Annotated in this window: 24 protein-coding genes; 11 read left to right on the plus strand and 13 right to left on the minus strand. The window is 66.2% G+C overall.

What is annotated here, in order from left to right; translation table 11 throughout:
• Positions 1-13: 13 nt before the first annotated feature.
• The 5 genes from ACOABP_RS23075 to ACOABP_RS23095 all read right to left on the minus strand — a co-directional run bounded on the left by ACOABP_RS23075 (position 14) and on the right by ACOABP_RS23095 (position 3,424).
• A complete protein-coding gene (locus tag ACOABP_RS23075; RefSeq protein ID WP_474227971.1) occupies positions 14-850 on the minus strand; it encodes a DUF4198 domain-containing protein in 837 nt (278 codons plus the stop codon).
• A gap of 23 nt (positions 851-873) precedes the next feature.
• Positions 874-1,395 (minus strand): DUF2271 domain-containing protein, encoded by a 522-nt coding sequence (locus ACOABP_RS23080; RefSeq protein WP_474227972.1) that lies wholly within the window; start codon positions 1,393-1,395, stop codon positions 874-876.
• A gap of 43 nt (positions 1,396-1,438) precedes the next feature.
• Positions 1,439-2,092, minus strand: coding sequence for a PepSY-associated TM helix domain-containing protein (locus ACOABP_RS23085; protein WP_474227973.1), 654 nt, complete (start codon positions 2,090-2,092; stop codon positions 1,439-1,441).
• Between the two features lie 423 nt (positions 2,093-2,515).
• Positions 2,516-2,977: a carboxymuconolactone decarboxylase family protein gene (locus ACOABP_RS23090; RefSeq protein ID WP_474230505.1), complete on the minus strand. Its 462-nt coding sequence runs from the start codon at positions 2,975-2,977 to the stop codon at positions 2,516-2,518.
• Positions 2,978-2,992: 15 nt separating this feature from the next.
• A complete protein-coding gene (locus ACOABP_RS23095; RefSeq protein ID WP_474227974.1) occupies positions 2,993-3,424 on the minus strand; it encodes a cupin domain-containing protein in 432 nt (143 codons plus the stop codon).
• 91 nt (positions 3,425-3,515) lie between these two features.
• Between ACOABP_RS23095 and pdxR the strand changes: the two genes are divergently transcribed.
• The gene (gene pdxR, locus ACOABP_RS23100) at positions 3,516-4,931 is read left to right on the plus strand and encodes a MocR-like pyridoxine biosynthesis transcription factor PdxR (RefSeq protein WP_474227975.1); all 1,416 of its coding nucleotides are present in this window, start codon (positions 3,516-3,518) and stop codon (positions 4,929-4,931) included.
• Between the two features lie 82 nt (positions 4,932-5,013).
• Here the strand turns inward: pdxR and ACOABP_RS23105 are convergent, their stop codons facing one another.
• Complete coding sequence (locus ACOABP_RS23105) at positions 5,014-5,550, minus strand: dihydrofolate reductase family protein (RefSeq protein ID WP_474230507.1); 537 nt, start codon at positions 5,548-5,550, stop codon at positions 5,014-5,016.
• 113 nt (positions 5,551-5,663) lie between these two features.
• Positions 5,664-6,260 (minus strand): PAS domain S-box protein, encoded by a 597-nt coding sequence (locus ACOABP_RS23110; RefSeq protein ID WP_474227976.1) that lies wholly within the window; start codon positions 6,258-6,260, stop codon positions 5,664-5,666.
• A gap of 343 nt (positions 6,261-6,603) precedes the next feature.
• Between ACOABP_RS23110 and ACOABP_RS23115 the strand changes: the two genes are divergently transcribed.
• Positions 6,604-8,163, plus strand: a complete 1,560-nt coding sequence (locus tag ACOABP_RS23115; RefSeq protein ID WP_474227977.1) for a methyl-accepting chemotaxis protein — start codon at positions 6,604-6,606, stop codon at positions 8,161-8,163.
• 251 nt (positions 8,164-8,414) lie between these two features.
• Here the strand turns inward: ACOABP_RS23115 and fliD are convergent, their stop codons facing one another.
• From fliD to ACOABP_RS23140, 5 genes are all read right to left on the minus strand, one after another.
• The gene (fliD, locus tag ACOABP_RS23120) at positions 8,415-9,872 is read right to left on the minus strand and encodes a flagellar filament capping protein FliD (RefSeq protein WP_474227978.1); all 1,458 of its coding nucleotides are present in this window, start codon (positions 9,870-9,872) and stop codon (positions 8,415-8,417) included.
• A gap of 182 nt (positions 9,873-10,054) precedes the next feature.
• A complete protein-coding gene (locus ACOABP_RS23125) occupies positions 10,055-10,879 on the minus strand; it encodes a YkgJ family cysteine cluster protein (protein WP_474227979.1) in 825 nt (274 codons plus the stop codon).
• A gap of 74 nt (positions 10,880-10,953) precedes the next feature.
• A complete protein-coding gene (locus ACOABP_RS23130; RefSeq protein WP_474227980.1) occupies positions 10,954-11,634 on the minus strand; it encodes a MetQ/NlpA family ABC transporter substrate-binding protein in 681 nt (226 codons plus the stop codon).
• Between the two features lie 109 nt (positions 11,635-11,743).
• Positions 11,744-12,769 (minus strand): formylglycine-generating enzyme family protein, encoded by a 1,026-nt coding sequence (locus tag ACOABP_RS23135; RefSeq protein WP_474227981.1) that lies wholly within the window; start codon positions 12,767-12,769, stop codon positions 11,744-11,746.
• Positions 12,770-12,776: 7 nt separating this feature from the next.
• On the minus strand, positions 12,777-14,750 hold the full coding sequence (locus ACOABP_RS23140) for an arylsulfatase (RefSeq protein WP_474227982.1): 1,974 nt from the start codon (positions 14,748-14,750) through the stop codon (positions 12,777-12,779).
• Between the two features lie 317 nt (positions 14,751-15,067).
• Here ACOABP_RS23140 and ACOABP_RS23145 point away from each other — a divergent pair, with 317 nt between their 5' ends.
• From ACOABP_RS23145 to ACOABP_RS23160, 4 genes are all read left to right on the plus strand, one after another.
• Positions 15,068-15,970: an amidohydrolase family protein gene (locus ACOABP_RS23145; RefSeq protein ID WP_066740763.1), complete on the plus strand. Its 903-nt coding sequence runs from the start codon at positions 15,068-15,070 to the stop codon at positions 15,968-15,970.
• Between the two features lie 40 nt (positions 15,971-16,010).
• A complete protein-coding gene (locus ACOABP_RS23150; protein ID WP_066740761.1) occupies positions 16,011-16,925 on the plus strand; it encodes an amidohydrolase family protein in 915 nt (304 codons plus the stop codon).
• 119 nt (positions 16,926-17,044) lie between these two features.
• A complete protein-coding gene (locus ACOABP_RS23155; RefSeq protein WP_474227983.1) occupies positions 17,045-18,451 on the plus strand; it encodes a UbiD family decarboxylase in 1,407 nt (468 codons plus the stop codon).
• 237 nt (positions 18,452-18,688) lie between these two features.
• Positions 18,689-20,080, plus strand: a complete 1,392-nt coding sequence (locus ACOABP_RS23160) for a nucleobase:cation symporter-2 family protein (protein WP_474227984.1) — start codon at positions 18,689-18,691, stop codon at positions 20,078-20,080.
• A 59-nt stretch (positions 20,081-20,139) separates the two neighbouring features.
• Here ACOABP_RS23160 and ACOABP_RS23165 read toward each other — a convergent pair whose 3' ends face one another.
• The gene (locus ACOABP_RS23165) at positions 20,140-21,051 is read right to left on the minus strand and encodes a LysR family transcriptional regulator (protein ID WP_474227985.1); all 912 of its coding nucleotides are present in this window, start codon (positions 21,049-21,051) and stop codon (positions 20,140-20,142) included.
• Between the two features lie 182 nt (positions 21,052-21,233).
• Here ACOABP_RS23165 and ACOABP_RS23170 point away from each other — a divergent pair, with 182 nt between their 5' ends.
• The 5 genes from ACOABP_RS23170 to ACOABP_RS23190 are packed head-to-tail and all read left to right on the plus strand — an operon-like array spanning position 21,234 to position 26,611.
• A complete protein-coding gene (locus tag ACOABP_RS23170) occupies positions 21,234-22,094 on the plus strand; it encodes an FAD binding domain-containing protein (RefSeq protein WP_474227986.1) in 861 nt (286 codons plus the stop codon).
• Complete coding sequence (locus tag ACOABP_RS23175) at positions 22,094-22,603, plus strand: (2Fe-2S)-binding protein (RefSeq protein ID WP_474227987.1); 510 nt, start codon at positions 22,094-22,096, stop codon at positions 22,601-22,603. The genes ACOABP_RS23170 and ACOABP_RS23175 overlap by 1 nt, the downstream gene beginning before the upstream one ends.
• The gene (locus ACOABP_RS23180; RefSeq protein ID WP_474227988.1) at positions 22,600-24,885 is read left to right on the plus strand and encodes a xanthine dehydrogenase family protein molybdopterin-binding subunit; all 2,286 of its coding nucleotides are present in this window, start codon (positions 22,600-22,602) and stop codon (positions 24,883-24,885) included. Before ACOABP_RS23175 ends, ACOABP_RS23180 begins: the two co-directional genes overlap by 4 nt.
• A complete protein-coding gene (locus ACOABP_RS23185; protein WP_066740752.1) occupies positions 24,882-25,508 on the plus strand; it encodes a UbiX family flavin prenyltransferase in 627 nt (208 codons plus the stop codon). Before ACOABP_RS23180 ends, ACOABP_RS23185 begins: the two co-directional genes overlap by 4 nt.
• Entirely contained in the window at positions 25,505-26,611 is a 1,107-nt protein-coding gene (locus tag ACOABP_RS23190) for a CobW family GTP-binding protein (protein ID WP_474227989.1), read from the plus strand. Before ACOABP_RS23185 ends, ACOABP_RS23190 begins: the two co-directional genes overlap by 4 nt.
• The last annotated feature ends 232 nt before the right edge of the window (positions 26,612-26,843 follow it).

Consider the following 26,843-nt stretch of genomic DNA (forward strand, 5'->3'; position numbering starts at 1 on the left):
TCCGGCGGTTGCCTTATTGCGGCAGCACTTCGACGGTCACTGCGTACGTGGCGCGGCGGGCCTTGGCTTCCTTGATCGACGTCTTGTCGTCGCGCGTCTCGGCTTCCATCCAGTACATGCCCGGGGCCGGATACTTGACGCTGAACTTGCCGTCGGCGTCGGTCGTGGCCGCGATCTCGTTCAGGCGATCGCGGTAGCGGATGCCACCCGGCACCACCGACACCTTCTGGTTGGCCGCCGGCTTGCCGTCGAGCAGCAGGCGGAAGCTGGCCGTTTCACCGGCGATCAGGTCGTTCGGATGGGTGATGGGCGCCAGTTCCAGGCCCTTGCCCGTGGTGGTCAGCACCTGCTTGGTCGGACGGCCATTGGTGACGTAGGTCTCGACGCGCCCGGCAATTTCGTTCACCTGCAGGTCCTGCGCGCCGGCCGGCACGTTGCTGGCAAACGTATCGGCAGCACCGCGCCAGCGTTTGGTCTGGCCATTTTCCTTCCAGCTCGCGAACACGCCCTGATTGACGACGGCCACGCGATAGGTGCCGGGCTGGGTCAGGTGCAGGTCGAACGTGCTGCGGTACTTGCCGGTCGAGGCGTTCTCCGCCGGCACGACGGTCTTGCCGTCGGGCGCGGTCACGGCCAGGTTGTCCAGCCGCATCGGCACATGTTCAAAGTAGAACAGGTCGTTGGACACCGCGGCGTCCACGGTCACCCAGGCGTCCTTCTCGGACAGCACGGTGGCCGAGGGCAGCAGCCATTGACGGTGCGCGTGAGCGGCCAGCGGGGCCAGGGCGGCCAGCGCCAGGACGGCGAGGCGGGCAGAAAAACGGGGGGAGAGGCGGGCAGGCTTGGTCATCGTCGGACTCCGTTCGGTTCGCATCAAGGTTTGACTTCGACGGTCACGCCGCCGAGTTCGTGTTCGCCTTTGGCGCTGGCGGTCTGGGCGGCCTTGGCCGGCCACGAGAACGGCACGCGCACCAGTTCGCGTCCACCCACTTCGCGGGCGGCTTCCACCACAAGCTGGTAGTCACCGGCCGGCAGCTTGCCCAGCGGGGCCTTGCCGTCCTTGAAGCTCAGGGTGTGCTCGCCCGGTGCGCGCGTGGCGCCGGACACACCGTCGGCCGGCATCTGCATGTCGCGGCCAGCCTTGCGCCACCACTGGCGCATGTCCTTGAGCCACTTCGTGCCTTCGCCTTCCTTGTTCCTGGCGTCGTACCAGACCGCCAGCGTCTGCACTGGGCTCTGGTCGGCGCGCTCGATCCACATCGCCACGTACGGGCGGTGGTACTCGGCCACGTTCAGGCGGGGAATCTCCACCTTGACGTTCAGGTCGGCGGCCATGGCGGGCGCCAGCGGCGCGGCGGCAAGGCCGGTCAAGGTGACGGTCAGGAGTCGGCGCATTGTCAAAACTACCTTTCTCGATGGAATGGGAAGTGAAAGCGGATCAGTGGATATACAGGATGGCGAGCAGCAGCGGAATCACCAGCCCGGCGCCCACCAGCGGCCAGGTGGCGACGCGGCCCGCCGCATGCAGCTTCAGCAGGAACAGGCCCGTCACGCTGAACACCAGGCAGGCAATGGCGAACACGTCGATAAACAGGCTCCACGCCCGACCCGTGTTGCGGCCCTTGTGCAGGTCGTTCAGGTACGAGATGGCGCCACGCGAGGTGGATTCGAACTGCACCTCGCCCGAATCGAGCGCCACGCTGACCCAGGCATCGCCGCCGGGACGCGGCAGGCCCACGTAGATTTCGTCGGCCGACCATTCGGCGTCGCGCCCGGACGCATCGACATCGAGCGTGCGGGCCAGCCAGTTCGCCAGCACCGGCGGCACGGGCCCCTTCTGGTTCTTCGTGTCCGCGCCGGCCGGCATGGCGCCGCGCAGCGCACCGACCACATCGCGCGGCGCGGTCTCGCTGCGCGTGACGACCTTCGGCCTGGCCTCGATCTGGCCGGCATGGTTGAGCGTGAATCCGGTAATGGCGAACATCAGCATCCCGATCAGGCAGATCGCGGAACTGATCCAGTGCCACTGGTGAAGATGCTTGAGCCAGAACGCGCGGCGCTGCTGGCCGGAAACTGGCGCGGTGTCGGTCATTCAGGGTGCTTGAGACGATGCGCGGGGTGCGCCGGACGGCGCGTCATCCGCTGCGGAGCTGGCGATGACATCACAATATCGCCGCGAACCGAAGGATGATAATTGTTCTCATTTGGTGCAGCAACCCGTGGGCAGCTTCGCGGCCAGCTGTTTTGGTTACGGTTGATTACGCTGGCTGTTGCCGTGAAGGGCCGTTGTCACGCCGGCCCCCCATATCGGCAATTCCTGCGCCGCTGCCGGTCGAACCTGCAATCTGCATCGCCCTCGCCCGGCATGTCCGGCATGTCCGGCATGTCCGGCATGTCCGGCATGTCCGGCATGTCCGGCATGTCCGGCATGAACGCCCGGAACCTGCCGGAAGACCATCCGCTCGCACATGAGGCGCACTCCTGCGGGCGCGCCCTGTGCAGCGGGCCTCAGGCCTCAGGCTTCGGCAGCCTGGGCCGAATCCGGTCCGCGGCGGAAGCTGATGGCGAGCCGGTTGAAGGCGTTCATCAGGCCGATCGCCATCGTCAGGTCGGCCAGTTCCTTCTCGCCGAATGCGGCTGCGGCCACCTCGAAATCGGCGTCGGGCACATGGGTGTCCGCCACGCGCGTCACCGACTCGGCCCAGCGCAGCGCAGCCTTCTCGCGGTCGCTGAACAGCGCGCCGGCCTCGTGCCAGGCCTGCACCAGCGCCAGCTTCTGCGGCGACACGCCCTTCTTGATCAGGTCACGCGTATGCATGTCCAGGCAATAGGCGCAGTTGTTGATCTGGCTGACGCGCAGATAGACCAGGTCGACGAGCACATCCTCCAGCCCGGACTGCATGATGTAGCCATACACGCCGCCGAATGCCTTCACGCCATTCGGCGCTGCCTTGGTGTAGTCCAGTCTCATTTCCAGCTCCTTTGTGCGGGGTTACTGCTCGTAGGTCGTCAGGTTCGTATCGTCGGTGTCGACGACAAACACGGCCAGCAGCTTTGCCGGCCGGGTCTTGCTCGCGTTGCGGCTGACGGGGTGCCGCGAGCCGGGCTCCTCGTGGAACGATTCGCCAGCCTTGTAAATGCGCTCGGGCCCGTCGTTCACCTTGCTGGCGATGCTACCCGACACCACGTAAGCGTAGATGAACGCCGATTTGGCATGCACATGCGGCTTCGACGCGCCGCCTGGCGCATAGTCCACCTCCACGGCAACCACCGACTTGCCGGGAATGTTGGGAATGGCGTGCGAGAAGTTCGGCTTGACGCTTTCGGCCGCGCCATGGTCCGAGCTACCGTGCGCGATGGCGGCGCCACTGACGGCCAGCCCGGCTGCGGCCAGGACGGATACCAAAATGCTTCTGGATTTCATGATGCATCTCCTTGTTGATGGATAGAATCATGGACGCTCCGTGGTGCATTCAAAAGAACCAAAAACCGAAAATCTCGCTGTACCAGACCCCATGACGCCCTTGCTCGACCTGAAGCTCGACCGCCAGTCGCCGACCTCGCTCGCCGACCAGATCCGGCAGGGCATCGCCAGCGCCATCGAAAACCGGGTGCTAATGCCCGGCGCCAGGTTGCCGTCATGGGTGGATCTTGCGACACAGCTCGGCGTCGCGCGCGGCACGGTGAAGGCCGCCTACGAGCGGCTGGTGGATGCCCAATGGCTGGTTTCATCACGCGCCGGCGGCACGCGCGTTGCCGATCTGGCGCCGACATCGCGCAGCGTGGCGGAGCCCGGACGCTCGGTGGAATCCGATCTGCAATCGGCGCTGTACCAGCACTTTCTGCCCGGCCCGGCGGTGTTCCAGATGGGGGTGCCGGCGTCGGACTGCTTTCCGGCCACGTTGTTTGCACGCCTGCGTGCGCGGGCGGCACGCGACGAAATCGAGGCGCCCGCGTCGTATCCCGACCCGCGCGGCGAACATGTGCTGCGGCGCGAGATTGCCGCCCACCTGGCGCTGGCGCGCGGCATCGCCTGCCAGCCGTCGCAGATCTTTATCGCGGCCGGCTTTACCGGTGCACTGGGGGTGGCCTTGCGCGTGATCCAGGCGCCGGGATGCCGGGCGTGGGTCGAGAACCCGGGATTCCTGCTCAGCCGCAACGCGCTGGCCATCGCCCAACTGACGCCGGTGCCCGTACCCGTGGACGAGGATGGCATGGACATCGCCCAGGGCGAACGCCTGGCCCCCGACGCCGCGCTGGCCATGGTCACGCCCGGCCAGCAGGCGCCGCTGGGCCCCACGCTGTCGTTGGCGCGCCGGATGCAACTGCTCGACTGGGCCAGCCGCACCGACGCCTGGATCATCGAGGACGACTACCTGGGCGAACTCCAGGTCAGGCGCCGTGCCGCGCCGGCACTGGCATCGCTGGATCGCGACGGCCGCGTGATCCATATCGGGTCATTCAGCAAGACCATCAGCCCGACGCTGCGGCTTGGCTTTGCCGTGGTACCGCCCGCCCTGGTGGCGCGGTTCGAGGAAGCCGTGGCGTGCCTGGGGTCCGCACCCGGCCCCGCCGTGCAGATGGCGACCGCCGCCTTTATGCGCGACGGGCACTACCTGCGGCATCTGCGGCGCATGAAGCGCATTTATGCCGCCCGGAGCCAGACCCTGCAGGCCGCGCTGGCGGCGCGGCAGCTGCACGCCTACCCGGCCGGCCTGGCCATGGTGGTGCAGCTTCCCGATGGCGCGGACGACCGGCGCATCGCCCGCGAAGCCTATGCCTACGGCCTGGCGCCTGCGCCGCTGTCGGCGTTCTACTGTTCGCCCGATACGCAGCGTGCGGGGCTGCTGCTTGGTGTAGCCACCGCGATCGAGCACCAGGTGCCGAATGCCTGCGATCGGCTGCAGCAGCTGATCTGCAAGTTCGCCTGATGCCCGCATGCCGGGTCGCGCCATTCGGCTGGCAATGGCTTCCGGCCTGGCGATCGATGGCGGCGGTGTCCTGGGTCGTTGCCTAGCGCAGCACGCGCCAGGTCGACTGCACCAGCCCCGACGGAAAGTGCCGGCTTGATTCAAGCGCCAGGCTCACGTCGCGCGGCAGGGCGCCAAACAGCGGCTTGCCCGCGCCAATCAGCACCGGCACCGTGGTAACCACCATGTCGGCGATCAACCCATCGCGCAGAAACGACTGGATCAGCTGGCCGCCATCAACGTAGACGCGGCGCACGCCCTGCGCCGCCAGTTCGGCCATGGCCTCGGATGGGCTGTGCCCGGAAAACCGGACCTTGCCCTGCAGAGGCGCGGGCACCGGCTGGCCCGCCAGTTGCCGGGACAGGACGAGCACGGGGCGGTCGTAGAACCAGTCGCCCATGGTCAGCACTTTCTCGTAGCAGCCCCGGCCCATGACGATCATGTCCTTGTCGGCGATAAAGTCGGCATAGCCGTGGTCTTCGGCGGGATCGTCCCGCTCCAGCAACCAGCCGATGTCGCCATCGGGCCGCGCGATATAGCCATCCAGGCTGGTGGCAATGAAGACGTGTCCGCTAATCATCAAGGGCGTTGGTCCAGTGTGGTGTGGGGTGAGGTCGCTTTGCGCCGTGGTGCTGTCGTGCTGTGGCGCGGAAGGTGTGGATGCCGCGGGTACCGCACGCCGCGGGATGGCAGTCAGGCTTCGACCGGCGCTTCCAGTCCGCGCAGGCACAGGCTCATCAGGCCCAGACGGCCCGGCACGCCCAGCTTGCGAAACACGCTGAGCACCAGCGTCTGGGTCCTGGCGGTACCAAGGCCCAGCCGGCTGCCGATCTGGCTTTCCGATGCAGTGGTCAGCAGCAGCACCAGCACGTCGCGCTCCACGGGTTCAAGCACGCCGAGCAGCTCTGGCGCCAGCAGATGCGCGCAGGCCGGCTGCCGCAACGCCGTCACATCACGCGCAAAGCCCATGCGCAACTGATGCGTATCGAGCCAGTTGGCCTGCCATGCCAGATAGATCGCCCGGCCATCGCGATGCTGATAGCGGTTTTCGAACCCAATCCGGTCCCGCCCGGCCAGCACCTGCGCCGCTTCCTTCAGCGTGCGGTCCCGGTCGCCAGGCAGCACGAGTTCGATGATAGGTTGTCCGATGACGTCGGACGGCGCAAAGCCCAGCGTCTCCGCGCAATGCACGTTGACGTAGCGAACGATGCCGCCCCGGTCCACCAGGAATACGGTTTCCGGCGCTTCGTCCGCCAGGGTGAGGATAGCGTCTTCGGTCAATCGCTCCATGCCTCTATCCACTCAGTCCGCTCTATCCGCTCTGCCCACTCGTGCCCCGCTCGCAATCCGCGCCGTGTGCTTTCGCGGCATTGTGCCGATCCGCTGTCGCTGCGTCAGATTCGACGAATCTGGAGATACTGCCATAGCCAGACACCGCCCGGGAGGTCATTGGCGGTGCAGATACTGCCACGTGGTTCGTGTCACCGCCATAAAGCGGCGCCCTCTTCACTATTCCCATATTGGTAGCAATCCTCAATCAAGTTTCCGCCGTGGACGGCCGTTAGCGCCGCTCATAGAGAGGACGTCTCGAAAAGCGCCCCGACGATCAACGAAGCGAAATGGAGGAGATGGGATGTTGCAAGAATTGAGTCTGAGAAAGAAGCTCATGCTGCCGCTGGTGCTGAGCTGGGTCTGCCTGCTGGCCATCACGTTGTGGAACGTCTGGCAGATGCGCGAACAGCGGCTGCAGGATCGCAAGGTCGCCCTGGAGCAGGTTACCGACACCGCCAATTCAGTGGTTGCCGAATACGAGGCCATGGCCCGTGCCGGCAAGATCAGCGCCGAAGACGCACAGAAGCAGGCCATCGACCGCGTGCGCGCCATGCGCTTTGGCGCCGACGGCTACTTCACCATCATGCGCTCCGACACCGTGGTGCTGATGCATGCCATCAAGGCCGAACTCAACGGCAAGAACATGTCCGACATGAAGGATGCCAACGGCGTCTACCTGTTCCGCGACATCGCACAGATCGGCAAGACCACCGGCAAGGGATTCATCGAATACCTGTGGCCCAAGCCGGGCGCCGATGCCCCGCAGCCCAAGCTCAGCTATACGCTGAACTTCAGGCCGTGGGACTGGAACTTCATTGCCGGCCTGTACCTGGACGACATCCAGGCCGAATTCCGCACCGCCCTCTGGAAGGCGCTGGCCTGGCTGGTTGCCGTGGGCGCGCTGATGAGCGTGGTCATGGTGCGCATCTCGATCAGCCTGCAGCGGCAGCTTGGCGGCGAGCCGGCACTGACCTCCAGGATCGCCGCGCGTATCGCCGACGGCGACCTGGGCACCCATGTGGAGACCGCACCCCACGACCGCGACAGCGTGCTCTACAACATGCAGCAGATGCAGGCGCGCCTGACCGGCGCCATCGGTCAGATTCGCGGATCGGCCGACTCCATTGCCGGCGCCGCGCGCCAGATCGCGGCTGGCAACGTCGACCTGTCGCGCCGCAGCGAGGAACAGGCTGCCTCGCTGGAAGAAACCGCCGCCAGCATGGAGGAACTGACCAGCACCGTGCGCCAGAGCGCCGATAACGCACGCCAGGCCGCCCACCTGGCCGAAGGCGCATCGGACATCGCCGTGCGCGGCGGCGAGATCGTGCACAAGGTGGTGGAAACCATGGGCGAGATCAAGGCCGCATCGGGCAAGGTGGTGGACATCATCGGCGTGATCGAAGGCATCGCGTTTCAGACCAACATCCTGGCGCTGAACGCTGCCGTGGAGGCCGCCCGCGCCGGCGAACAGGGCCGCGGCTTTGCCGTGGTGGCCGGCGAGGTGCGCAGCCTGGCGCAACGCTCCGCCACCGCCGCCAAGGAGATCAAGGCACTGATCGACAATTCCGCGCAGCGCGTGGAAGACGGCGCCACGCTGGTGGAAGGCGCCGGCAAGGCCATGGAAGAAATCGTCGGCGCCGTGAAGCGCGTGACCGACCTGATGGGCGAAATGCGCGCGGCCACCGAAGAACAGACCGGCGGCATCGAGCAGGTCAACCAGGCCGTATCCCAGATGGACCAGATGGCGCAGCAGAACGCCGCACTGGTGGAAGAAGCCACAGCGGCCGCGGCATCGCTGGAAGACCAGGCCGATGCCCTGCACCGCGCGGTAGGACAGTTCCGGTTGGCGGGTGCGTTGTAGGAAGGAGGAAGTCCGAAGAGAAACGCGTAACAGCGTTATAGCAATCTAGCCAGACCTTCCGGCCCGCAGCGATGCGGGCCGTTTTGTTTGATGTGCGGAGGGTGGGCTATTTCGATTTCATCGGGAAGTCGGTCGGGGCGGATCGACGCGTGGCACAAAGCCACCCTCTCCGATTGGCCTACCCAAAACAAAAAAGGGCGATAGCCGAAGCCATCGCCCTTCCCCGCCCCCAGGCGCGAGCCTGAAGTGTCTTACTTCTTCGAGTTCGTCAGTGCCTGGAACTGCTGCGTCAGGTAGTTCTTCGTGTTGTTCATCTGCGCCACCGCCAGGTCGAGCTGGGTGAACTGCTTGCGATAGCGTTCGATCTTTGCATCGATGCGGACGCTCATGTCCTCGTAGCGCTTCTCGATGTCCTTCATGCTGCGCTCGATGCCGCTGGTGACCGAGCCGATCGGGCCGCTCTCGCCCGTCATGCGGTCCACCGCCTCGGACAGCCGGCGGCCGAAGCCACCGGTGGTGCCGTCGCCCGCGAACAGCTGCGTCACGGTGGGCAGGTTGTCCTTCAGCGCGGCGTCCAGCTTCTTGCTGTCGATAGCCATCGTGCCGTCTTTCTGCATCGACACGCCGATTGCGGCCAGCATGGTCGGTGCCTTGTCCGGCATACCCGCTTCAGGCGTGTTCAGCACGGCGCGGATGGTCGTCTGGATGCCGCGGATCGAGGTGTCGCCGTTGAGCGCGCCCTTGGTCAGCGCCTTGGTGTCGAACGCCGTCAGCGACTTGATCGTCGACTGGATGTTGTTGTAGGCGGTCACCATCGCCTGGATGGAGTTCTTGATGCTGTCGGTGTCCTGCGTCATCGACAGCGACGTGGTGCCGGTCTTCTTGAGCGTCATGGTCACGCCCTGCGCGGCATCGACCACGGTGTTGCTCGTGCTGGTGATGGCGATGCCATTGACGGTCAGCGCTGCATTGGTGGCGCGCAGCGTTTCCTTCATCGCGTTCGAACCCGGCGTAGCCGGGTCGTAGCCCGCCACGCCCTGCAACTCGGGCGACGAGCCCGTGATGCGCATGCTCATCGTCTCGCCGGTCTTGTCCGACGTGAGGATCAGGCGGTACGGCGAGGCGCTGCCATCGTTGATGATGCTTGCCTTGACGCCGATGCCGGCCTTGTTGATGGCGTCGCGGATGTCCTGCAGCGACCCCTTGCCCGGCTCGATGGTGACCGTCCGGGGGTTGGGCACGTCCGTGGTGGCCGCATTGGGGTTGAACCCGGGGCTCACATAGGTGCCGCTGGCTTCATCCCAGCCGGTGGTCGTGCCGAACTCGAACGTCAGCGTGCCGGAGCCGATCTGCACGTCCTGCTTGGCATATCCGTTGCCGGCCAGCGACTGGGCCTGCGCCAGGCGCGTCACGTTGACGCTGAGGTCGCTGGGTACGGCATTGGCGCCGGTGGTCACCGTCATGATGTCGGTGTTGCCCACGGCGGACTTGACCGCGCCGAACGTGTCCCGGTTCATCAGCGCCTTGGCCGTGGCCTGGAAGCTGGTGAGCATGCTCTTGACGGTGCCATAGGCGGTCAAGCGCGTCTGGAAGGCCGAGTGCTGGTTGTCCAGCGACTTCAACGGCGCGCGCTCGGCTTCGGACAGCTTGTCCAGCAATGTGGACAACTCGAGGTTGGCCCCAACCCCGAGGGAGGAAATCGATGCCATGTTTTGTGCCCTTCTTCTTGTTCGTTTCTTTGTCACCCAGGCGCTGCGTCGCCTGAATGTCCTGACATCCACGTTTACGTCGGCCGAATGTGGTTCTTTAGGCTTTTTGATACAGAAACGATACAAAGACGATACGAAGAGGGGCTACATCCGATACATGAGCCTTATGCGGCACAAAACTGTCAGTGCGCCAGACGTTGGCCCAGCGCGGACAAGGCGGCGTCGAATTGCCGGAGTTGCGCTGTCATCGGTTTGTCATCGGCGCGGCGCCGGGCCAGGGCGGCGTTGACCGATACGGCAATCAGCTGGCGCTGGGCCGTGATGTAGCCCAGGCAACGGGCGCGCGCCTCGGGACCGCCATCGGCCAGCACGGCCAGCACCGGCACCAGTGGCAGCGTCCGGTATCCGGCAAACGGGATCGATTCGATGCCGCGCGACTGGCCCAGCAGCTCGGGCATCAGCAGGCGGTACACGGCATCGCCCCAGTGGCGCTTGTCCTGGGCCTCGTCATCGCGGCGCCGCGACAGGGCCGTCGCGTATTCGGGGTTGGCAACCGCACCTGCCGCAACCAGCGGGATCGCGTCAGGTGGCAAGGGGACCGGCGGCATGATGGACACGCAGTCGGCGCCGATATCGTGCTCGCCGCCCCGTCGCTTGGCGGCCAGTGACACGACCTGGAGCCGGTCGGGCACCCACGCATCGAGCGGTACCATGGCGCAGATGGACGGCCGCGTGGCGTGGATCGTGCAACGGCCATCATCGGCCAGCGCCGGACAGCGGCCGCGCGACGGATAGTCGATGGCCTGCGTGGCGATCATCAGCGTGTTGCCATCGGGCAGCGGATGACCCTGACGGCGTGCCAGCGCGGCAAACGCCGCCACGTCGTCGGCAGTGACTTCCACGATATGCCCGCCCACCACATGCCGCGTGCCCGCGCGGGGCGGCCGCACACGCCGCAGCGACAGCGCGCCGATAAAGCGGCCGGCATGGCGGAACAGCTCGTCCATGCTCATCAGCGGCGGGGAATTGCAGCACTTGCCGCACGCGGTGCAATGAAAGCCGGCCGCCACGGGCGCCCGGTCTACCATGGCCGGCGTACCGAATCATTGAAGCGTGTCAGGATGAACGACTTCACCGCCGGGGAATGCAGCGCCTTCACCGTCGGCGCCACCCAGTCCGCCCGGCAATCGGCCGCGCGGACTGCCAGCACGTTGGCCCACGGGACACGGGCATCCTCGATGCCCAGCGCGTCGCGCGCAGGCGCCAGGCCCGCGGCATCCGCCGCCGCATAGGGCAGCGCCACCAGCGCGCTGCGGCGCAATGCGGCGGGCAGCCGCTGAACCGGCAGGCGTTCGAACCGCAGCTTGCGCGGATTGTCGACGATGTCACTGACCTGCGGCTGCAGGCCAGCCTCGCCATCGATGCGGATCAGCCCATGGTTTTGCAGCAGCAGCAGCGCGCGCCCCTGATCGGCACGGTTCGCCGGGATGGCGATGACCGCGTTGACGGGCACCTGGCGCAGCGCCGCGATCTTGTCCGCGTACAGTCCCATCGGATAGGTCACCGTGTACGCCACCGTGCAGGCCGATGCATCGCCCGCCAGTGACTGGCCGTCGTCCGCAATCGACGCATCGATGCGTCGTGCGTGCAGCGCCTTGCGTACCTCGGCGAGGCTGGGCAACGATATGGCCTGCAGCTGCACGGCACCGCCTTCGTTCGATGCCGACGCGGCGCCCACAAGTTCGCGGTCACTTTGGGTCACAACCCCGATGCGCACGACCGGCCGCGTTTTGGCCTGAGTTCCGGCCGCTGCCCCGGCCCACACCGGCAGCTGCAGCGCACAGACGCAGCCTATCCCCAGCAGCAGCGCCTTAACCATCGCGCAGCACCGTCCGGAAGCCGATATGCGATGTCGGCAGGTCGCGCTCGGCGGGCTCGCGCGCCGATGCCCGGTAGCGCACGCAGAAGTCTGGCGCGCACAGGAACGAGCCGCCCTTGATGACGGCCACGCGTGGATCGCGCGGCTGGCCCGATCGGCCAGACAACGCCGCCACGAATGCGGTATCGCCATTGGCGTGCGACTGGCGCGGCCCCGTGTAGGGATCGGCGGTCCATTCCCACGCGTTGGCAATCATGTCGTAGAGGCCGAAGGCGTTTGCCGCATAGCACCCGACCGGCGCCAGACCTTCGAAGCCGTCGCGGGCACTGTTCAGCACGGGAAACACGCCTTGCCAGTAGTTGGCCGTTGGCGTGCCGTCCGCACTGTTCGGCGCGGTCTCCAGGGCCGCACCGGTCTGCCCGGCCTTGGCCGCGTACTCCCATTCGTCCTCGGTCGGCAACTCGCGGCCCAGCCACTGCGCGTAGGCGCGCGCATCGGCCTGCGTCACCAGCGTCACCGGCTGGTTGTCCTTGCCATCGATCGTGGACGCCGGGCCCGACGGATGCCGCCAGTCGGCCCCACGCACCATCGACCACCACGCATAGGGCCGCTGCTGCAGTTCGTCGCCCGTCGGCTTGTGGAACACCACGGCCTCGCCGGCGCGCTCCGCGTCGGTCCGATAGCCAGTGGCCTGCACAAAGGCGGCGAACTGCGCGTTGGTCACCTCGGTGCGGTCGATCCAGAAGCTGCCCACGCGCGTCTTGCCCGCGGGCCGCTCGTCAGGATAGCCAAGCATGGTTCCCGGCACGAACTCGCCGCCGCGCACGTGCGCCATGCCCGCCGTGCCCTGCCTGCGCCAGTCGTCGGGCAGACCCGTGTACGCGGCGCACTGGCGCGGCGAACCAAGCGCCACCGCGCCGTGCAGCGGCACGGCCCGTACCGCCAGCGTTGCCGCCAGCCCCGCCACAAACGCGGCGCCGGCGATTTTCCACAGTCGATGAAATCGGAGCAGTGCCACGGCCGCCTCAGTAGATCATGCCCGGGACTTTCGGCAGCACCGCGCCGACCGCCTTGGCATAGTCGTTCCACTTCGCCTTGAGATCCGCCACCACGTCGGGCCGCTGCACGGCGACGTCGTTGGTCTCGCCGCGATCCGCGCGGATATCGAACAGCTGCCATTCGCCGTTGGCCGGTCCGAACGGCGGCTCGATCCACGTGGCCTTCCAGTTGTCGGCATAGACATAGGTGCGGCCATACAGCTCTTCCGCAAACGTGGTGCGTGCGGGGCCGGTGGCCTTGCCTTGAAGCGTCGGCAGCAGCGACAGCCCGGTGATCGGATACACGTTGCGGCCGTCGTACACCACCTTGCCCGCATTGCGGTTGACCCCCTTGCTGTCATAGAGCGGCGCAGCCGGCGTGCTGGGCGCGGCAACGCCGGCGATGTCCAGGAACGTGGGCGCCAGGTCCACCACATGCGTGAAGGCATTGAGCTGCGCCGACTGCTGGGCGGGTGCGCTGCCGGGCAGCTTCACGATGGTCGGCACCGAGTGACCGCCCTCGGCCGGGAACGACTTCCAGAGGCGGAACGGCGTGGCACTGACCTCCGCCCAGCGCTGGCCGTAGTCGAGGTTGGCGGACCCCTTGTACGCCGTGGTGCCCAGCGTCGGATAGACGGCCGGGTCCGCATTCTTCGCGTCGTAGCTCTGGTCGTAGTTGCCGCTGAACTCGTAGTAGCTGGCTTCCGGCCCGTTATCGCTCTGGAACACGATCAGCGTGTTGTCGTACTCGCCGATATCCTTCAGGTGCTGCACCAGGCGGCCGACGTTGTCGTCGAGGTTCTCGACCATGGCCGCGAAGATTTCCATGTAGCGGGCCTGGGCGCGCTTCTCGTCGGCGGTCAGGCTGTCCCACTTCTTGTTGGCATTCGCCACGCGCGTATCCACGCCGCCTTGCGCGGCGCTGTTGGTCGACGTGATGTAGTTGGCCGATGCCGTGCCCCAGTTCGCGCTCTTCGGCGTCACGGCAAGCGTTTCGTCGCGCCCGGCGTTCGGCGCGAAGTCGGCCGGAATCAGCCCCAGTGCCTTCTGCCGCGCCAGCCGCGCCGCCCGGATGGGCTCGTAGCCAGCATCGTAGACGCCCTTGTAGCGGTCGATGTAGGCCGCCGGCGCCTGTAGCGGCGAATGCGGCGCCTGGTAGGTCAGGGAGGCGAAGAACGGCTTGCCGTCGGCATTCCTGCCGGTGCCCGAATCGATGTACTTGATGATTGTCGACGTATAGAAGTCGGACGAGAAGAAGTTGGTCGTGTTCGGCGTCACGTAGTGGTCGTCTTCCACATAGGCGGTGCTGCCGTTGCGGCCAAAGTGATCGCCACCGCCGGCCAGCAGCGCATAGCTCCTCTCGAAACCCCACGACACCGGCGTCTGGCCCGGCGACGTCGTGCCGACGTTTGCGCCCTGGTTGGTGGCGTTGGGCAGCCCACTGCCCAGATGCCATTTGCCGGCCATGTACGTGTGATAGCCGCCGTCCTTGAGCAGTTGCGCGATAGACAGCGCGCGATCGTTCAGATAGCCCTCGTAGCCAGGCTTCGGCACATTGTTCTCGTCGACGTAGTTCACATCGGTGGCAGCCATGGTGCCCTGGCCTACCAGGTGGTGGTCGGTGCCCGAGATGATCATCGAGCGCGTCACCGCACACACCGCCGCCGTGTGATGGTTCGCCAGGATGCGGCCCTGCCTGACCAATGCATCCAGGTTGGGCGTGCGGATTTCGCTGCCAAAGGCCCCCAGGTCCGAATAGCCGAGGTCGTCGGCCATGATGAAGATGATGTTGGGCTTCTTCGTCGCCACCGTTGTCGGCGTCGGATTGTTGGACGACGTTGTCGGCGCGTCGTCGCTGCCGCAACCGCTCATCAGCGCGACGGCCGTGGCGCACAGGCCTGCCAGCACGCGGCGTGCCGGGGTGTTTCGGTGACTATGGGACGCTGCTGTCGTTCTTGTCATACGCCTCTCTCCTGAACCGGATTTCTTTTTGGAAAGCGGTCATGCTAAGAACGCGGCCGGTGGCGCCGAACGAATGTTTTTGCCTATCGATATTCGTGCAGCGCACCACAAGACGCGCTTGACGCGCGCAAACGGCAGGCTATATAACGAACGCGTGGGTAGAAGCGGTCGATCGAACAGCAGCGGCGCAACGCCGCGACGTTCATCTGGAGATTGCTCACTGACGGAGTTTCTGTCAGTGGCGCCATGACCCGACCGGTCCCACCTCCCTGACAGGACTCCAAGTCTTTCACCAGAGTCATCGTTAGGGGATCTCAATGATCATCGACACCAGCTGTTACCCGACCAACCTGGTCGACCTGGCCTGGCGGCACGACGGCGATCCGTTCACCGGCGAGCGCCTGATCCAGATGATGGACGGCCCGTTCACCATCAACGGCAAGCCACGCCGCATCGATCGCGCATTCATCCAGCCCCCGCAAGGCAACACCATCTACACGTACACCGATGGTGTGCAATCGGGCGCCGAGTCCATCGATTCGTACATGGCGTACACGCGCGAGATGGTGGCGAAGTATCCGGACCGCTTTATCGGCTGCTTCGTCTACAACCCGCGCTGCGGCGTGGAAAACGGCGTCAACGCGATGGAACATTACGTGAAGCGGCTTGGCTTCAAGATGGTCCAGTTCCAGGCCAACATGCACGCCTACCGGCCCGACCGCGCGCTGGACTGGCTGCGCCCGGCGCTGCAGAAATGCGCGGAGCTTGGCGTGCTGGTCAAGCTGCATACCGGCGACGGGCCCTACAGCATCCCTACCGAATGGGTGCCGATGATCAAGGAATTCCCGACCGTGAACTTCATCATGGCCCACTTCGGCGTGCAGACCGGCGGCGTCTACTGCTTCGAGCCGTTCCAGATGGCCATGGACATGCCCAACGTCTATTGCGAGTCGGGCTGGTGCCTGCAGTCGCGCATCGTCGAGTTCGCCAAGGTGCTGCCGAAGCACAAGATCCTGTTCGGCTCCGACACGCCGCCCAATGAACCCGGCATGTGGCTGCGCCTGCTGGAGGTGCTCTGCTTCGAACCGCCGCAAGGCCTCAATCTCGACGAAGACACGCTGGAGGATTACCTCGGCAACAACGTCGCCCGCATGATCGGCCTGGAGCCGACGCCCGTTCCGCGCACGCTCGAAGAAGCGAAGGCGCGGCTGGCCGCATGACGCGGACGAACCAAACGAGATTCAGACGGAGCACACGCACATGATTATCGATACCCACCTGCACCCGACCAACCTCGTCGACGAGGCCTGGCGCCACACCGGCGAGCCGTTCAACGGCGAGCGCATGCTCAAGATGATGGACGGCCCGTACATGATCAACGGCAAGCCGCGCCGCATCGACATGGGCTTTATCCAGCCGCCGCCCGGCAATACCGGCTATCGCGACGGCAACCGGCGTGGCCGCGAGGGCATCCGCGACTATATGGCCTATGTGGCAAGCCTGTGCCAGAAGTACCCTGACCGCTTTATCGGCAACTTCACGTTCAACCCGCGCTGGGGCCCGGAAGAAGGCGCGCTGGAGCTGGAATTCCATATCAGGGAATACGGCTTCAAGATGCTCAAGCTCCACGCCAACATGCACGGCTACCGGCCGGATCGCGCACTGGACTGGCTGCGGCCCGCCATGAAGGTCTGCGCCAAGTACAACATCGTGGTGCTGATCCACACCGGCGACGGCCCGTACACGATCCCGACAATGTTCTATCCGGTCATCCGCGAGTTTCCGATGGTCAATTTCATCATCGGCCACTTCGGCATCCAGACCGGCGGCAACTATTCGTTCGAGGCCTTCTGGATGGCAATGGATACGCCGAACGTGTATTGCGAATCGGGCTGGTGCTTCCAGTCGCGCATCGTCGAGTTCGCGCGGCAGCTGCCACGCGACAAGATCGTGTTCGGCACCGATACCCCGCCGAACGAGCCGGGCATGTGGCTGCGCGAGCTGGAAATGCTGTGCGGCCCCGCGCCGCAGGGCATGGATCTGGACGAGGACGGCCTGGAAGACTACATGGGCAACAACATCGCGCGGCTGGTCGGGATCGAGCCCACCGCACCGCCTAAGACCCAGGAAGAAGCCCAGGCACGTCTGAAGGATACGTACGCCAGCACGCGCTGACGCGTTCACCAGCGCATACCTGCTCCATCCTTCCCGTCTGGTCACGTGCGGGCGCCACCATGGTGGCGTCCGCGCGCGGCAACGGTTTCCCGTTGGAAGTTCCCAAGCGGAGCCATGCCATGACTGCAGCAAGCCTGTCCTTGCCGGGGTTCGACGATACCTCGCAGGACTTTCACACCTTCCTGGCCGCCTATCGCGCGGCATTCCCCGACGATGTCCTGCACGTGCGCGAGCCGGTCACCGCCAACCAGGAACCCACCGCGCTGGTCTGGGCGCTCGCCGCCCAGGACCGCCACCCGATCATCCAGTTCGACGATGTGGCAGGCCTTGGCGCCCCGCTCGTCACCAACCTGTTTGCGTCGCGCGAACGCGTCGGCCGCATGCTGGGCGTAACGCCGGCCGGCATCCATGCCGAATACCAGGCGCGCAGCCGGCGGTTGATGGCCCCCCGCGTGCTGGAGTCGGGCGCCGTCACCGGCATCGTGCAGGAACAGGTGGACCTGACCACGCTGCCCGCGATCCGGCATTTCGCCACCGACCGGGGGCCATACATCACCAATGCCATCCTGATTGCCGAAGATCGCGAGGCCGGATTCGGCAATGCCAGCTATCACCGGTCGATGCTGCACTCGCCCACCGAAATCGCCACCAGCCTGCATTCGCGCGGGCACCTGTGGCGCATGTACCAGCGCGCGGCCGAACTCGGCAAGCCGCTGCCGGTGGCCATGGTGATCGGCGCCCATCCGCTGTTCATGCTCGCCGGCGCAGCACGGCTGCCCTACGGCGTGGACGAGCGGCACGTGGCCAGCGGGCTGTTCGGCGCACCGCTTGAGGTGGTGCGCACGCCGCGCTACGGCATCGCGGTGCCGGCGCACGCGGAGATCGTGCTCGAAGGCGTGCTGGACCCATCGGCCCGCGTCGAGGAAGGGCCGTTCGGCGAGTTCACCGGGTACTCGTCAGACCGCTCCACCAACAACCTGCTGCGCGTGGAAACGGTGATGCGGCGCAGCGACGCGTGGCTGGTCGATGTAGTCGGCGGCAATTCGGCCGAACACCTGAACCTGGGCCGTATTCCGCGCGAGTCCGAGATGGTGGAAAAGCTGATGGAACGCTTTCCGTCGGTTACCGCCGTGCACTACCCCAGTTCCGGCACGCACTTTCATGCCTACGTGGCGCTGCGCCAGTCGCGCCCCGGCGAGGCACGGCAGGTCATGCTGGGGCTGCTCGGCTGGGACCCGTACCTGAAGACCGTGGTGGCCGTGGACGCCGATGTCGACATCGCGCGCGACGAGCAGGTGCTGTGGGCCATCGCCACGCATCTGCAGCCGCATCTCGATGTTGTGATCGTCGACGGCCTGCCCGGCAGCGCGCTCGACCCGTCCGCATCGGGTGTGGGCACCACGTCGCGCATGGGGCTGGACGCTACGCGCGGGCCGAACTTCGACGGCATCCGCGCACGCATCGATCCCGACGCCATGGCGCGCGCTGCCGCCCTGCTGGCCCGCCTCGATACGGGAAAACACTGACGCGGGAACACACCCCGCGCAAACACGACGCAAATTCCGGCGCGCGACGGCATTGATCGGCTGACCCGATCGATTAATCCGCACGGCCCATTTACCCAATGTCCGGTGGCTGGCATGCTGCCCTGACAAGACACACGCAGGTGGCGAAAACGTGGCGGCAGACCACGGGGGGCGGCACTGCAACCCCCTTCGACCAACCATGCGGGCAGTTCCGGCCTGGAAGACGAAGGAGACAGCATGATCCCCCAACCCACTTCGCATGGGATCGACGCGGTGCATCCGGTCGATGAAGTCTTGCCCCCGCTTCGCCTGGCCGCGCTCGGCCTGCAGCATGTGCTCGTGATGTATGCGGGCGCCATCGCGGTGCCGCTGATCATCGGTGGCGCACTGCACCTGCCCAAGGAACAGATCGCCTTTCTGATCGCCGCCGACCTGTTCTGCTGCGGCCTGGTCACGATGATCCAGAGCATCGGCATCTGGAAGATCGGCATCCGGCTGCCCGTGATGATGGGCGTCACGTTCACCGCCATCGCACCGATCATCGCCACCGGATCGAATCCGTCGCTAGGCCTGCCGGCCGTGTTTGGCGCGGTGATGGTGGCGGGCGTGTTCACGTTCGTGGCCGCACCGTACGTGAGCCGGCTGATTCGCTGGTTCCCGCCCGTGGTGACCGGCACGGTGGTGCTGGTGATCGGCATATCGCTGATGCGCGTGGGCGTGAACTGGGCGGCAGGCGGCAATCCCACGCTCAGCACGCCTACCGGGCCGGTGCCCAACCCCGCCTACGGCTTGCCGGTACACCTTGGCATCGCCACCGTGGTGCTGCTCACGGTGCTGGGCATGATCGCGTTCTTCAGGGGCTTTCTGTGCAATATCGCGGTGCTGATCGGCATTGCCACGGGCTTCGTGATCGCCGTTGCCATCGGCAAGGTCAGCTTCACGGGGGTTCATGCGGCCAACTGGGTGGCGCTGATCACGCCGTTCCACTTCGGATGGCCGACCTTCGACCTGATGACGTCGGTCACGCTATGCGTGGTGATGGTGGTCATCATGATCGAGGGCGTGGGCCAGTTCCTGGCGCTGGGCGAGATCGTCGACCGTCCTGTCACGCCCGACGACCTGGCGCGCGGCCTGCGGGCCGACGGCGTGGGTGCGCTGGTGGGCGCCGTGTTCAACACGTTCACCTATACGTCGTACGCGCAGAATGTCGGGCTGGTACAGGTCACCGGCGTACGCAGCCGCTGGGTCTGCGCCACGGCCGGCGGGATCCTGATCGTGCTGGGCTGCCTGCCCAAGCTGGCGTTCTTTGCCGCGTCGATTCCGCAGTACGTGCTTGGCGGCGCGGCACTGGTGATGTTCGGCATGGTGGCCGCCACCGGCGTGCGCATCCTCGGCCATGTCGATTTCGTCGAGAACAAGAAGAACGCGTACATCGTGGCGGTCAGTCTGGCGCTGGGCATGATTCCGCTGGTGGCCGACAGGTTCTTTGCGCAATTGCCCGACCTGGTTGCCAGGTTCTGCCAGAACGGCATCCTGCTGGGCACATTGTGCGCGGTGCTGTTGAACCTGCTGTTCAACGTGCGCGGCACGGAAACGGCACCGCAGATGCTGGCGAAGAAGGCGGCGTGACCAACGCTGCGCGGTAATTTCCTCCCCTCTCCCCGGCTGCGGGAGAGGGGAGAAAGGCACTACTTCCCCAGATCGCTCCGATGCCGCATCAGCAGGTCGCGGAACGACTGCGCCGGTGGCGACAGTGACCGGTCTGCGTGCGTAAGCAGCGAGATCTCGCGCGAGATCACCGGGTCCTGCGGCATCACCGCCACCAGCCCCAGCGACGACGTGAGCCGCGTGACCGCCGTGCTCATCACCGCGATGCCCAGTCCCGCGTCGACCATGCCGACCATCGTCAGCGGCAGGTACACCTCGTGTACGCGCGCCAGCGAGATGCCGCGCGCGGCAAGCGCCGTGTCCAGGCAGTCCCGGATAGGGTTGCCGCGATGCGGGCCGATCACCGGCAGCTTCGCCACCTCCTCCCATGTCAGTTCGCGGCGGCGTGCCAGCGGATGGCTGGGCGGCATCACGATCACGAACGCGTCGGTCGACAGCCGGTGCGCTGCCAGGTCGGGTTGACCTTCCGGAATGGTGCCGATACCAAAGTCGACCTCGCCCGCGCTGACCATGCGCGGCACCTCGTCTTCGGCCACGTCATGCAGTTCCACCTTCACGCCCGGATGTCCCACGCAGAATTCGCGGATAAAGCGCGGCAGCATCAGCGCGGCCTGGATGGACGAGGCGGCAATCGATACGCGCCCCCGGCCCAGCGTGCGCAGATCGGCGGAGCTGTTCAGCACGCTGTCGATATCGGCGACGGCCTTCTTGACCATCGGCAGCAGTTCGGCGCCCGCCTGGGTGATCTGCATCAGCCGCGTATGGCGGTCGAACAGCTTCAGGCCAAGGTTGACCTCCAGTTCGTGGATCAGGGCGCTGACCGACGACTGTGAAAGATTGAGCTTCTCGGCCGCTCGCGTGAAGTGCCGCTCCTCGGCCACGGCGACAAATGCGCGCAGCTGGCGCAGCGATACGTTCATGTTGGTTGGCATGTCTCCCCTGCTCTGTTGTGTGGGTCACGGCAGTCGATTCAGAGGGTAACACGATCAATAAATCCGGTTGCGGGCATTTACCGATGACGGTGCACCCACCATCATGGATTCACGGTCAGCGACAACGGCGCCCCGCCACACCGCGCGCACGGGCCACAGGCATTCCCCCAAAAGGAGTCAAGATGAGAGCGTTCGAATACCTCGAACCCGCCACGCTGGCCGAGGCCTCGGCGCTGCTGCATCGCAGCGGCGGACGCGCCAGCGTGCTGGCCGGCGGCACCGATCTGCTCGTGCAGATCAAGGAGTCGCACCGGCAGCCCGCGCAGGTCATCAACATCAAGAAGATCCCCGGCATGGACGTGCTGGTCTTCGATCCGGCCGAAGGGCTGCGCATCGGTGCGCTGGTCACCACGCGCGAAGCCGAGACGTCGTATGCGGTGCGCCGCCACTACGCCAGCCTGGCCCGTGCCGTGACCGACTTTGCGTCGATCCAGGTGCGCAACCGCGCCACCGTGGTTGGCAATGTCTGCCGCGCCTCGCCCTCCGCCGATTCGCTGGCACCGCTGATTGCCGACCGCGCATCGGTACACCTGTACGGCCTGCACGGATCTCGCTCGATGCTGGTGGAGGATTTCGTGACGGGCCCCGGCAAGACCGCGCTGGAGCCGGACGAGCTGGTGTCGCGCATCACGATTCCCGCCCCCGCACCGCACACGGGCAAGGCCTACCTCAAGCACGGGCGTCGCGTGCAGATGGAACTGGCCACGGTGGGCGTGGCGGTATCGATCACGGTCGAGCGCGGACAGTGCACCGACGTCGGCATCGTGCTGGCTGCCGTCGGCCCCACGCCAATCCGCGCCCGCCATGCCGAAGCGGTGCTGCGCGGTCACTTGCTCAGCGACGCATTGGTGCTGCAGGCCGCGCACGCCGCCATGCAGGACGCACGTCCGATCAGCGACGTGCGCGCCAGCGCCGACTACCGCCGCGAGATGGTCAGCGTACTGACGCGCCGCGCCATTGCCCAAGCCCTGGAGACCCTGTGATGCGCAAACTGATCGAAGTGGAAATCAACGGCGAGCCGCGCGAGCTTGCCGTGGAGCCGCACAGCACGCTGCTGGACGCGTTGCGTTACGACGCCGGCCTGACCGGCACCAAGAAAGGTTGCGATGTGGGCGAATGCGGCTCGTGCACGATCCTGGTCGACGGCAAGCCGATGAACAGCTGCCTGATGCTGGCACCCGAGGCGCACGGACGGAAGATCGTCACGATCGAGGGCATCCAGCCCCATGCCGATGCCGTGCACCCGATCCAGGAACAGTTCATGCGTTGCGGTGCCGCGCAGTGCGGTTTCTGCACGCCCGGCTTCGTGGTGGCCGCCAAGGCCCTGCTAGACGCCAACCCGAACCCCACGCGCGACGAGATCCGCTTTGCCATCGCCGGCAACATCTGCCGCTGCACCGGCTACACCAAGATCGTCGAGGCCATCGAGCAGACCGCCGAAGACCTGCGCCGCCATCCCCAATGCCACTGCGCACCGGAGACCGTACGATGACCCACGCCGTGATCGGACACAGCGTCAAGCGCACGGACCTGCTCGACAAGGTCACCGGCAACGCGAAGTACGTTGCCGACATGCCGATGGCCGGGCTGCTGCACGCGAAGATGAAGCGATGCAACGTGGCGCACGCGCGCATCCGTCGCATCGACACCTCGGCCGCGCTGGCGCTGCCGGGCGTCAAGGCCATCCTGACCCACGAGAACGTGCCGCGCGTGCTGCACGCCGGGTCGCCGCATCCGCGCTCGGCATCGGTCACCTGCGACCAGTACATCCTCGATGACAAGGTGCGCTACTGGGGTGAAGGCGTCGCGGCCGTTGCCGCCACCAGCGAGGAGATCGCTGCGCGGGCCGTGGAGCTGATCGAGGTGGAATACGAGCCGCTGCCGGCGCTGTTCACCGTGGACGACGCCGCCGCGCCGGGCGCCCCGCTGATCCATGACCGCGAGCCAGGTGGCAACCTGGTGCTGCCGCCCGTACGTATAGAACGCGGCGATGTCGACAAGGGCTTCGCCGACGCCGACTTCATCCTCGAGGGCGTCTACGAGGGCGGCCGCCCCACCCCGGCCTATATGGAGCCGAACGTGCTGACCTGCAAATGGGACGGCAACGGCAACCTGACCGTGTGGATCTCCACCCAGACCGCCTTCATGGTGCGCGGCATCATGGCCGAGGTGCTGGGCCTGCCGCTGCACAAGGTGCGGGTGCTGGTGGACCACATGGGCGGCGGCTTCGGCGCCAAGCAGGACCTGTTCCAGAGCGAATTCCTGTGCGCGCTGCTGGCACGCGAGACGCACCGGCCGGTGCGCATGGAGTACACGCGCGAGGAAACGTTCCTGGGCGGGCGCACCCGCCATCCCGCCCGCATCTGGTTGCGCCAGGGCTTTCGCAACGACGGCACGATCACCGCACGCGAGGCAAAGGTCGTCTTCAACTCGGGCGCCTATGGCTCGCACGGCCCCGGCGTGACCAATGTTGGCACGGCAGCCATGGTCTCGCTCTACCGCTGCGAGAACGTCAGGCTCGAAGGCCGCTGCGTCTACACCAATAGCCCGATTGCCGGGGCATTTCGCGGCTACGGCGTGGTGCAGACCTACTACGCCCTGGATATCCAGATGGACGAAGCCGCGGAACGCCTGGGCATGGACCCCGCCGAACTCAAGCTCAGGAATGCCGTGCGCGAAGGCGATATCGCGCCGTCAAACCACCCGCTGATCGGTCGCGGGCTTGAGGCCTGCATCGCCCGGGGCATGGAGGCCGTGAACTGGAAAGCCCGCCGCGCGGCCACGCGCCAGCAACACGGCGCCATCCGGCGCGGCTGGGGCGTAGGCTGTGAAATGCATGGCAGCAGCGCCTATCCCGGCATCAAGGAACAGGGCAACGCCATCGTCAAGATGAACGAAGACGGCACCGTGGTGCTGCTGACCGGTGCCGCCGGCCTGGGCACGGGCGCCCACACCGCCCTGGCGCAGATCGTGGCCGAAGAGCTGGCGATCCCGTTCGAATCGGTTTCGGTCGTCCATGGCGACACCGACGTGGTGCCGTGGGACATCGGCGCCTTTGCCAGCCACACCACCTACATGGTGGGCCGCGCTGCGCAGATGGCCGCCGGCGAGATCAAGACGCTGTTGCTGGCGCGGGCGGCCAGGCAGATGGAAGCAGAGCCCGACGCTCTCGATATTGCCGATGGCGTGATCTCGGTACGCGACCGGCAGGGCCCGACGATGACCGTGCGCGAGGCCGTCATGCCGCGCAAGGGCCTTCCTGCCGCGCAATTCGTCGGCACCGCCACCTATCACCCGACCAAGTCGTACTCGTTCGCCGCGCATTTCGTGGAGGTCGAGGTCGATACCGAGACCGGCTTCATCACCGTCAGGCAGGTGGTGCCCGTGCACGATATCGGCAAGGTCATCCATCCGGTGGCGGCGGCCGGCCAGATCGAGGGCGGCATCCAGCAGGGCATCGGCCATACGCTCTACGAGGATTACCAGATCGAAATGGGCACGGGCCGGTCGCTCAATGCCAACTTCGTCGACTACAAGATGCCGCTGGCGATGGACATGCCCGAGATCCACACGATCCTGCTCGAAGCCGCGCCCGACCCCGGCGGGCCGTTCGGCGCCAAAGGCGTGGGCGAGGACCCCATCGTTGCCATCGGGCCGGCCATCGCCAACGCGGTCTTCGACGCCATTGGCGTGCGCTTCCGGCATTACCCGATCAAGCCCGAACAGGTGCTGCAGGCGCTGGCCGCCAGACGCGAGGCGGAGGCCCGGCCATGAGCGCGCCCCGCCGGCTGGTGGTGGCGATCACCGGTGCCAGTGGCGCGGCATACGGAGTGCGATTGCTGCAGGCCATGGGCACGGCGGATGGCTGGGAGACCCATCTGGTCTGCTCGCCATCGGGCCTGCTGACGGCGCATCACGAAATGGGCCTGCAGCGGCGTGACGTGGAAGCGCTGGCCGACGTGGTGCACAACGTGCGCGACATCGGCGCCAGCGTGGCAAGCGGTTCGTTCCGCTGCGACGGCATGGTCATCGCGCCGTGCTCGATGCGCACGCTGGCCGCCGTCGCCACCGGCATGGCCGACAACCTGGTGACCCGCGCCGCCGACGTCATGCTGAAGGAACGCCGCCGCTTGGTGCTGCTGGCGCGCGAGACCCCGCTGCATCTGGTGCATCTGCGCAACATGACCACGGTGACGGAGATGGGCGCCATCGTGATGCCGCCGGTGCCGGCCTTCTACACCCATCCACAGAGCGTCGACGACATCGTGGGCCACACCGTCGGCCGCGTGCTGGACCTGTTCGGCGTCGAGCATGCCGGACTGGTGGCGCGCTGGTCCGGCATGCGGCCGGCGCTTGCCGCAGTGCATTCCGATATCACACCCAGGGAGACACCATGACCGAAGCCCAACGCAACCTGCCGCCGCAACTGCCGCCCGTGCCCGTCACGATCCTGACCGGCTTCCTCGGGGCCGGCAAGACCACGCTGCTGAATCACATCCTGACGCAGAAGCACGGGCACCGCATCGCGGTGATCGAAAACGAGTTCGGCGAGGTCGATGTCGATTCCGACCTCGTGCTGACGTCCGACGAAGAGATCTACCAGATGACCAACGGCTGCATCTGCTGCGTGGTCGACGTGCGGACAGACCTGGTGCGCATCCTGCAGAAACTGCTGGAACGGCCTGAGCGGTTCGACCATATCCTGGTGGAAACCAGCGGCCTGGCCGATCCCACGCCGGTAGCCGCCACGTTCTTCATGGACAACGAGGTGGCCAGGCAGGTCACGCTGGACGGCATCCTGACGCTGGTCGATGCCGTGCATATCGAGGACCATCTCGACGACCCGAAGCTCTCGGGCTTCGACAACCAGGCGGTGGACCAGATCGTGGCGGCCGACCGCATCATCCTGAACAAGTCGGATCTGGTCTCCGCCGCGCGGCTCGATGCCCTCACGCACCGGCTGCAGCACCTGAACGAGGGCGCGCAGATCTTGCGGTCGAACTACGCGCAGGTGGACCTGTCACGCATTCTCGGCATCGGCGGCTTTACGCCGGGAATGGCCCAGCTGCCCGAGGACACGCACGATCATCACCACGGCGCGCATCACGACGCGGGGCATGACCCGGACCACGTCTGCGACGAACTTTGCGACCACGCCCATGACGACGATGAGCACGCCCACCGGCACGATCCGTCGGTGACGTCGGTGTCCCTGCTCTTTGATGCGCCGTTCGATCGTCAGCGGCTGGAGCACGCACTGCGTGCGTTGCTGGCGGCCCAGGGCGATGACGTGTTCCGCATGAAGGGCATCGTGGCCGTGCAGGACGACGACCGCCGCCATGTGCTGCAGGCCGTGCACCGGCTGATGGACTTCCATCCGGCCGACGCCTGGGGCGAGACACCACGGGAAAGCAAGTTCGTCTTTATCGGCCGCAATCTCGACCGCGCACGGCTGCAGACACTGCTGCGTGTGTGCCAGCCCGCGCAGGTAGCGGCCTGAATCGGCGGCAATAGCTCTGGGACCCCGTCAGGCATGACGGGTGATTGACGGCGCGGCCTGTCTCACGCGGGCCGCGCCTTTTTTTCTGTGGCGGGTACTGGATGCGCCTGCCCTCTCCCCCGCCCCTCTCCCGCAGGCGGGAGAGGGGAGACCACAGAACGCATACTGAACGCTCGTGGTTTGCTCCCTTCTCACACCAAGCGAGAGTGAGGAGAGACCGAAGAACGCATAC

This window comes from Cupriavidus sp. HE11 (genome assembly GCF_056097175.1).

Bases quoted from the DNA above. Each gene is read 5' to 3' on its own strand.
- ACOABP_RS23160 (WP_474227984.1), top strand. From the start codon at position 18,689: ATGATCCCCCAACCCACTTCGCATGGGATCGACGCGGTGCATCCGGTC.
- ACOABP_RS23185 (WP_066740752.1), top strand. From the start codon at position 24,882: ATGAGCGCGCCCCGCCGGCTGGTGGTGGCGATCACCGGTGCCAGTGGC.
- ACOABP_RS23190 (WP_474227989.1), top strand. From the start codon at position 25,505: ATGACCGAAGCCCAACGCAACCTGCCGCCGCAACTGCCGCCCGTGCCC.
- ACOABP_RS23175 (WP_474227987.1), top strand. From the start codon at position 22,094: ATGCGCAAACTGATCGAAGTGGAAATCAACGGCGAGCCGCGCGAGCTT.
- ACOABP_RS23150 (WP_066740761.1), top strand. From the start codon at position 16,011: ATGATTATCGATACCCACCTGCACCCGACCAACCTCGTCGACGAGGCC.
- ACOABP_RS23170 (WP_474227986.1), top strand. From the start codon at position 21,234: ATGAGAGCGTTCGAATACCTCGAACCCGCCACGCTGGCCGAGGCCTCG.
- pdxR (WP_474227975.1), top strand. From the start codon at position 3,516: ATGACGCCCTTGCTCGACCTGAAGCTCGACCGCCAGTCGCCGACCTCG.
- ACOABP_RS23155 (WP_474227983.1), top strand. From the start codon at position 17,045: ATGACTGCAGCAAGCCTGTCCTTGCCGGGGTTCGACGATACCTCGCAG.
- ACOABP_RS23105 (WP_474230507.1), bottom strand. From the start codon at position 5,550: ATGATTAGCGGACACGTCTTCATTGCCACCAGCCTGGATGGCTATATC.
- ACOABP_RS23085 (WP_474227973.1), bottom strand. From the start codon at position 2,092: ATGACCGACACCGCGCCAGTTTCCGGCCAGCAGCGCCGCGCGTTCTGG.
- ACOABP_RS23095 (WP_474227974.1), bottom strand. From the start codon at position 3,424: ATGAAATCCAGAAGCATTTTGGTATCCGTCCTGGCCGCAGCCGGGCTG.
- ACOABP_RS23145 (WP_066740763.1), top strand. From the start codon at position 15,068: ATGATCATCGACACCAGCTGTTACCCGACCAACCTGGTCGACCTGGCC.
- fliD (WP_474227978.1), bottom strand. From the start codon at position 9,872: ATGGCATCGATTTCCTCCCTCGGGGTTGGGGCCAACCTCGAGTTGTCC.
- ACOABP_RS23075 (WP_474227971.1), bottom strand. From the start codon at position 850: ATGACCAAGCCTGCCCGCCTCTCCCCCCGTTTTTCTGCCCGCCTCGCC.
- ACOABP_RS23110 (WP_474227976.1), bottom strand. From the start codon at position 6,260: ATGGAGCGATTGACCGAAGACGCTATCCTCACCCTGGCGGACGAAGCG.
- ACOABP_RS23140 (WP_474227982.1), bottom strand. From the start codon at position 14,750: ATGACAAGAACGACAGCAGCGTCCCATAGTCACCGAAACACCCCGGCA.
- ACOABP_RS23180 (WP_474227988.1), top strand. From the start codon at position 22,600: ATGACCCACGCCGTGATCGGACACAGCGTCAAGCGCACGGACCTGCTC.
- ACOABP_RS23080 (WP_474227972.1), bottom strand. From the start codon at position 1,395: ATGCGCCGACTCCTGACCGTCACCTTGACCGGCCTTGCCGCCGCGCCG.
- ACOABP_RS23115 (WP_474227977.1), top strand. From the start codon at position 6,604: ATGTTGCAAGAATTGAGTCTGAGAAAGAAGCTCATGCTGCCGCTGGTG.
- ACOABP_RS23125 (WP_474227979.1), bottom strand. From the start codon at position 10,879: ATGGACGAGCTGTTCCGCCATGCCGGCCGCTTTATCGGCGCGCTGTCG.
- ACOABP_RS23165 (WP_474227985.1), bottom strand. From the start codon at position 21,051: ATGCCAACCAACATGAACGTATCGCTGCGCCAGCTGCGCGCATTTGTC.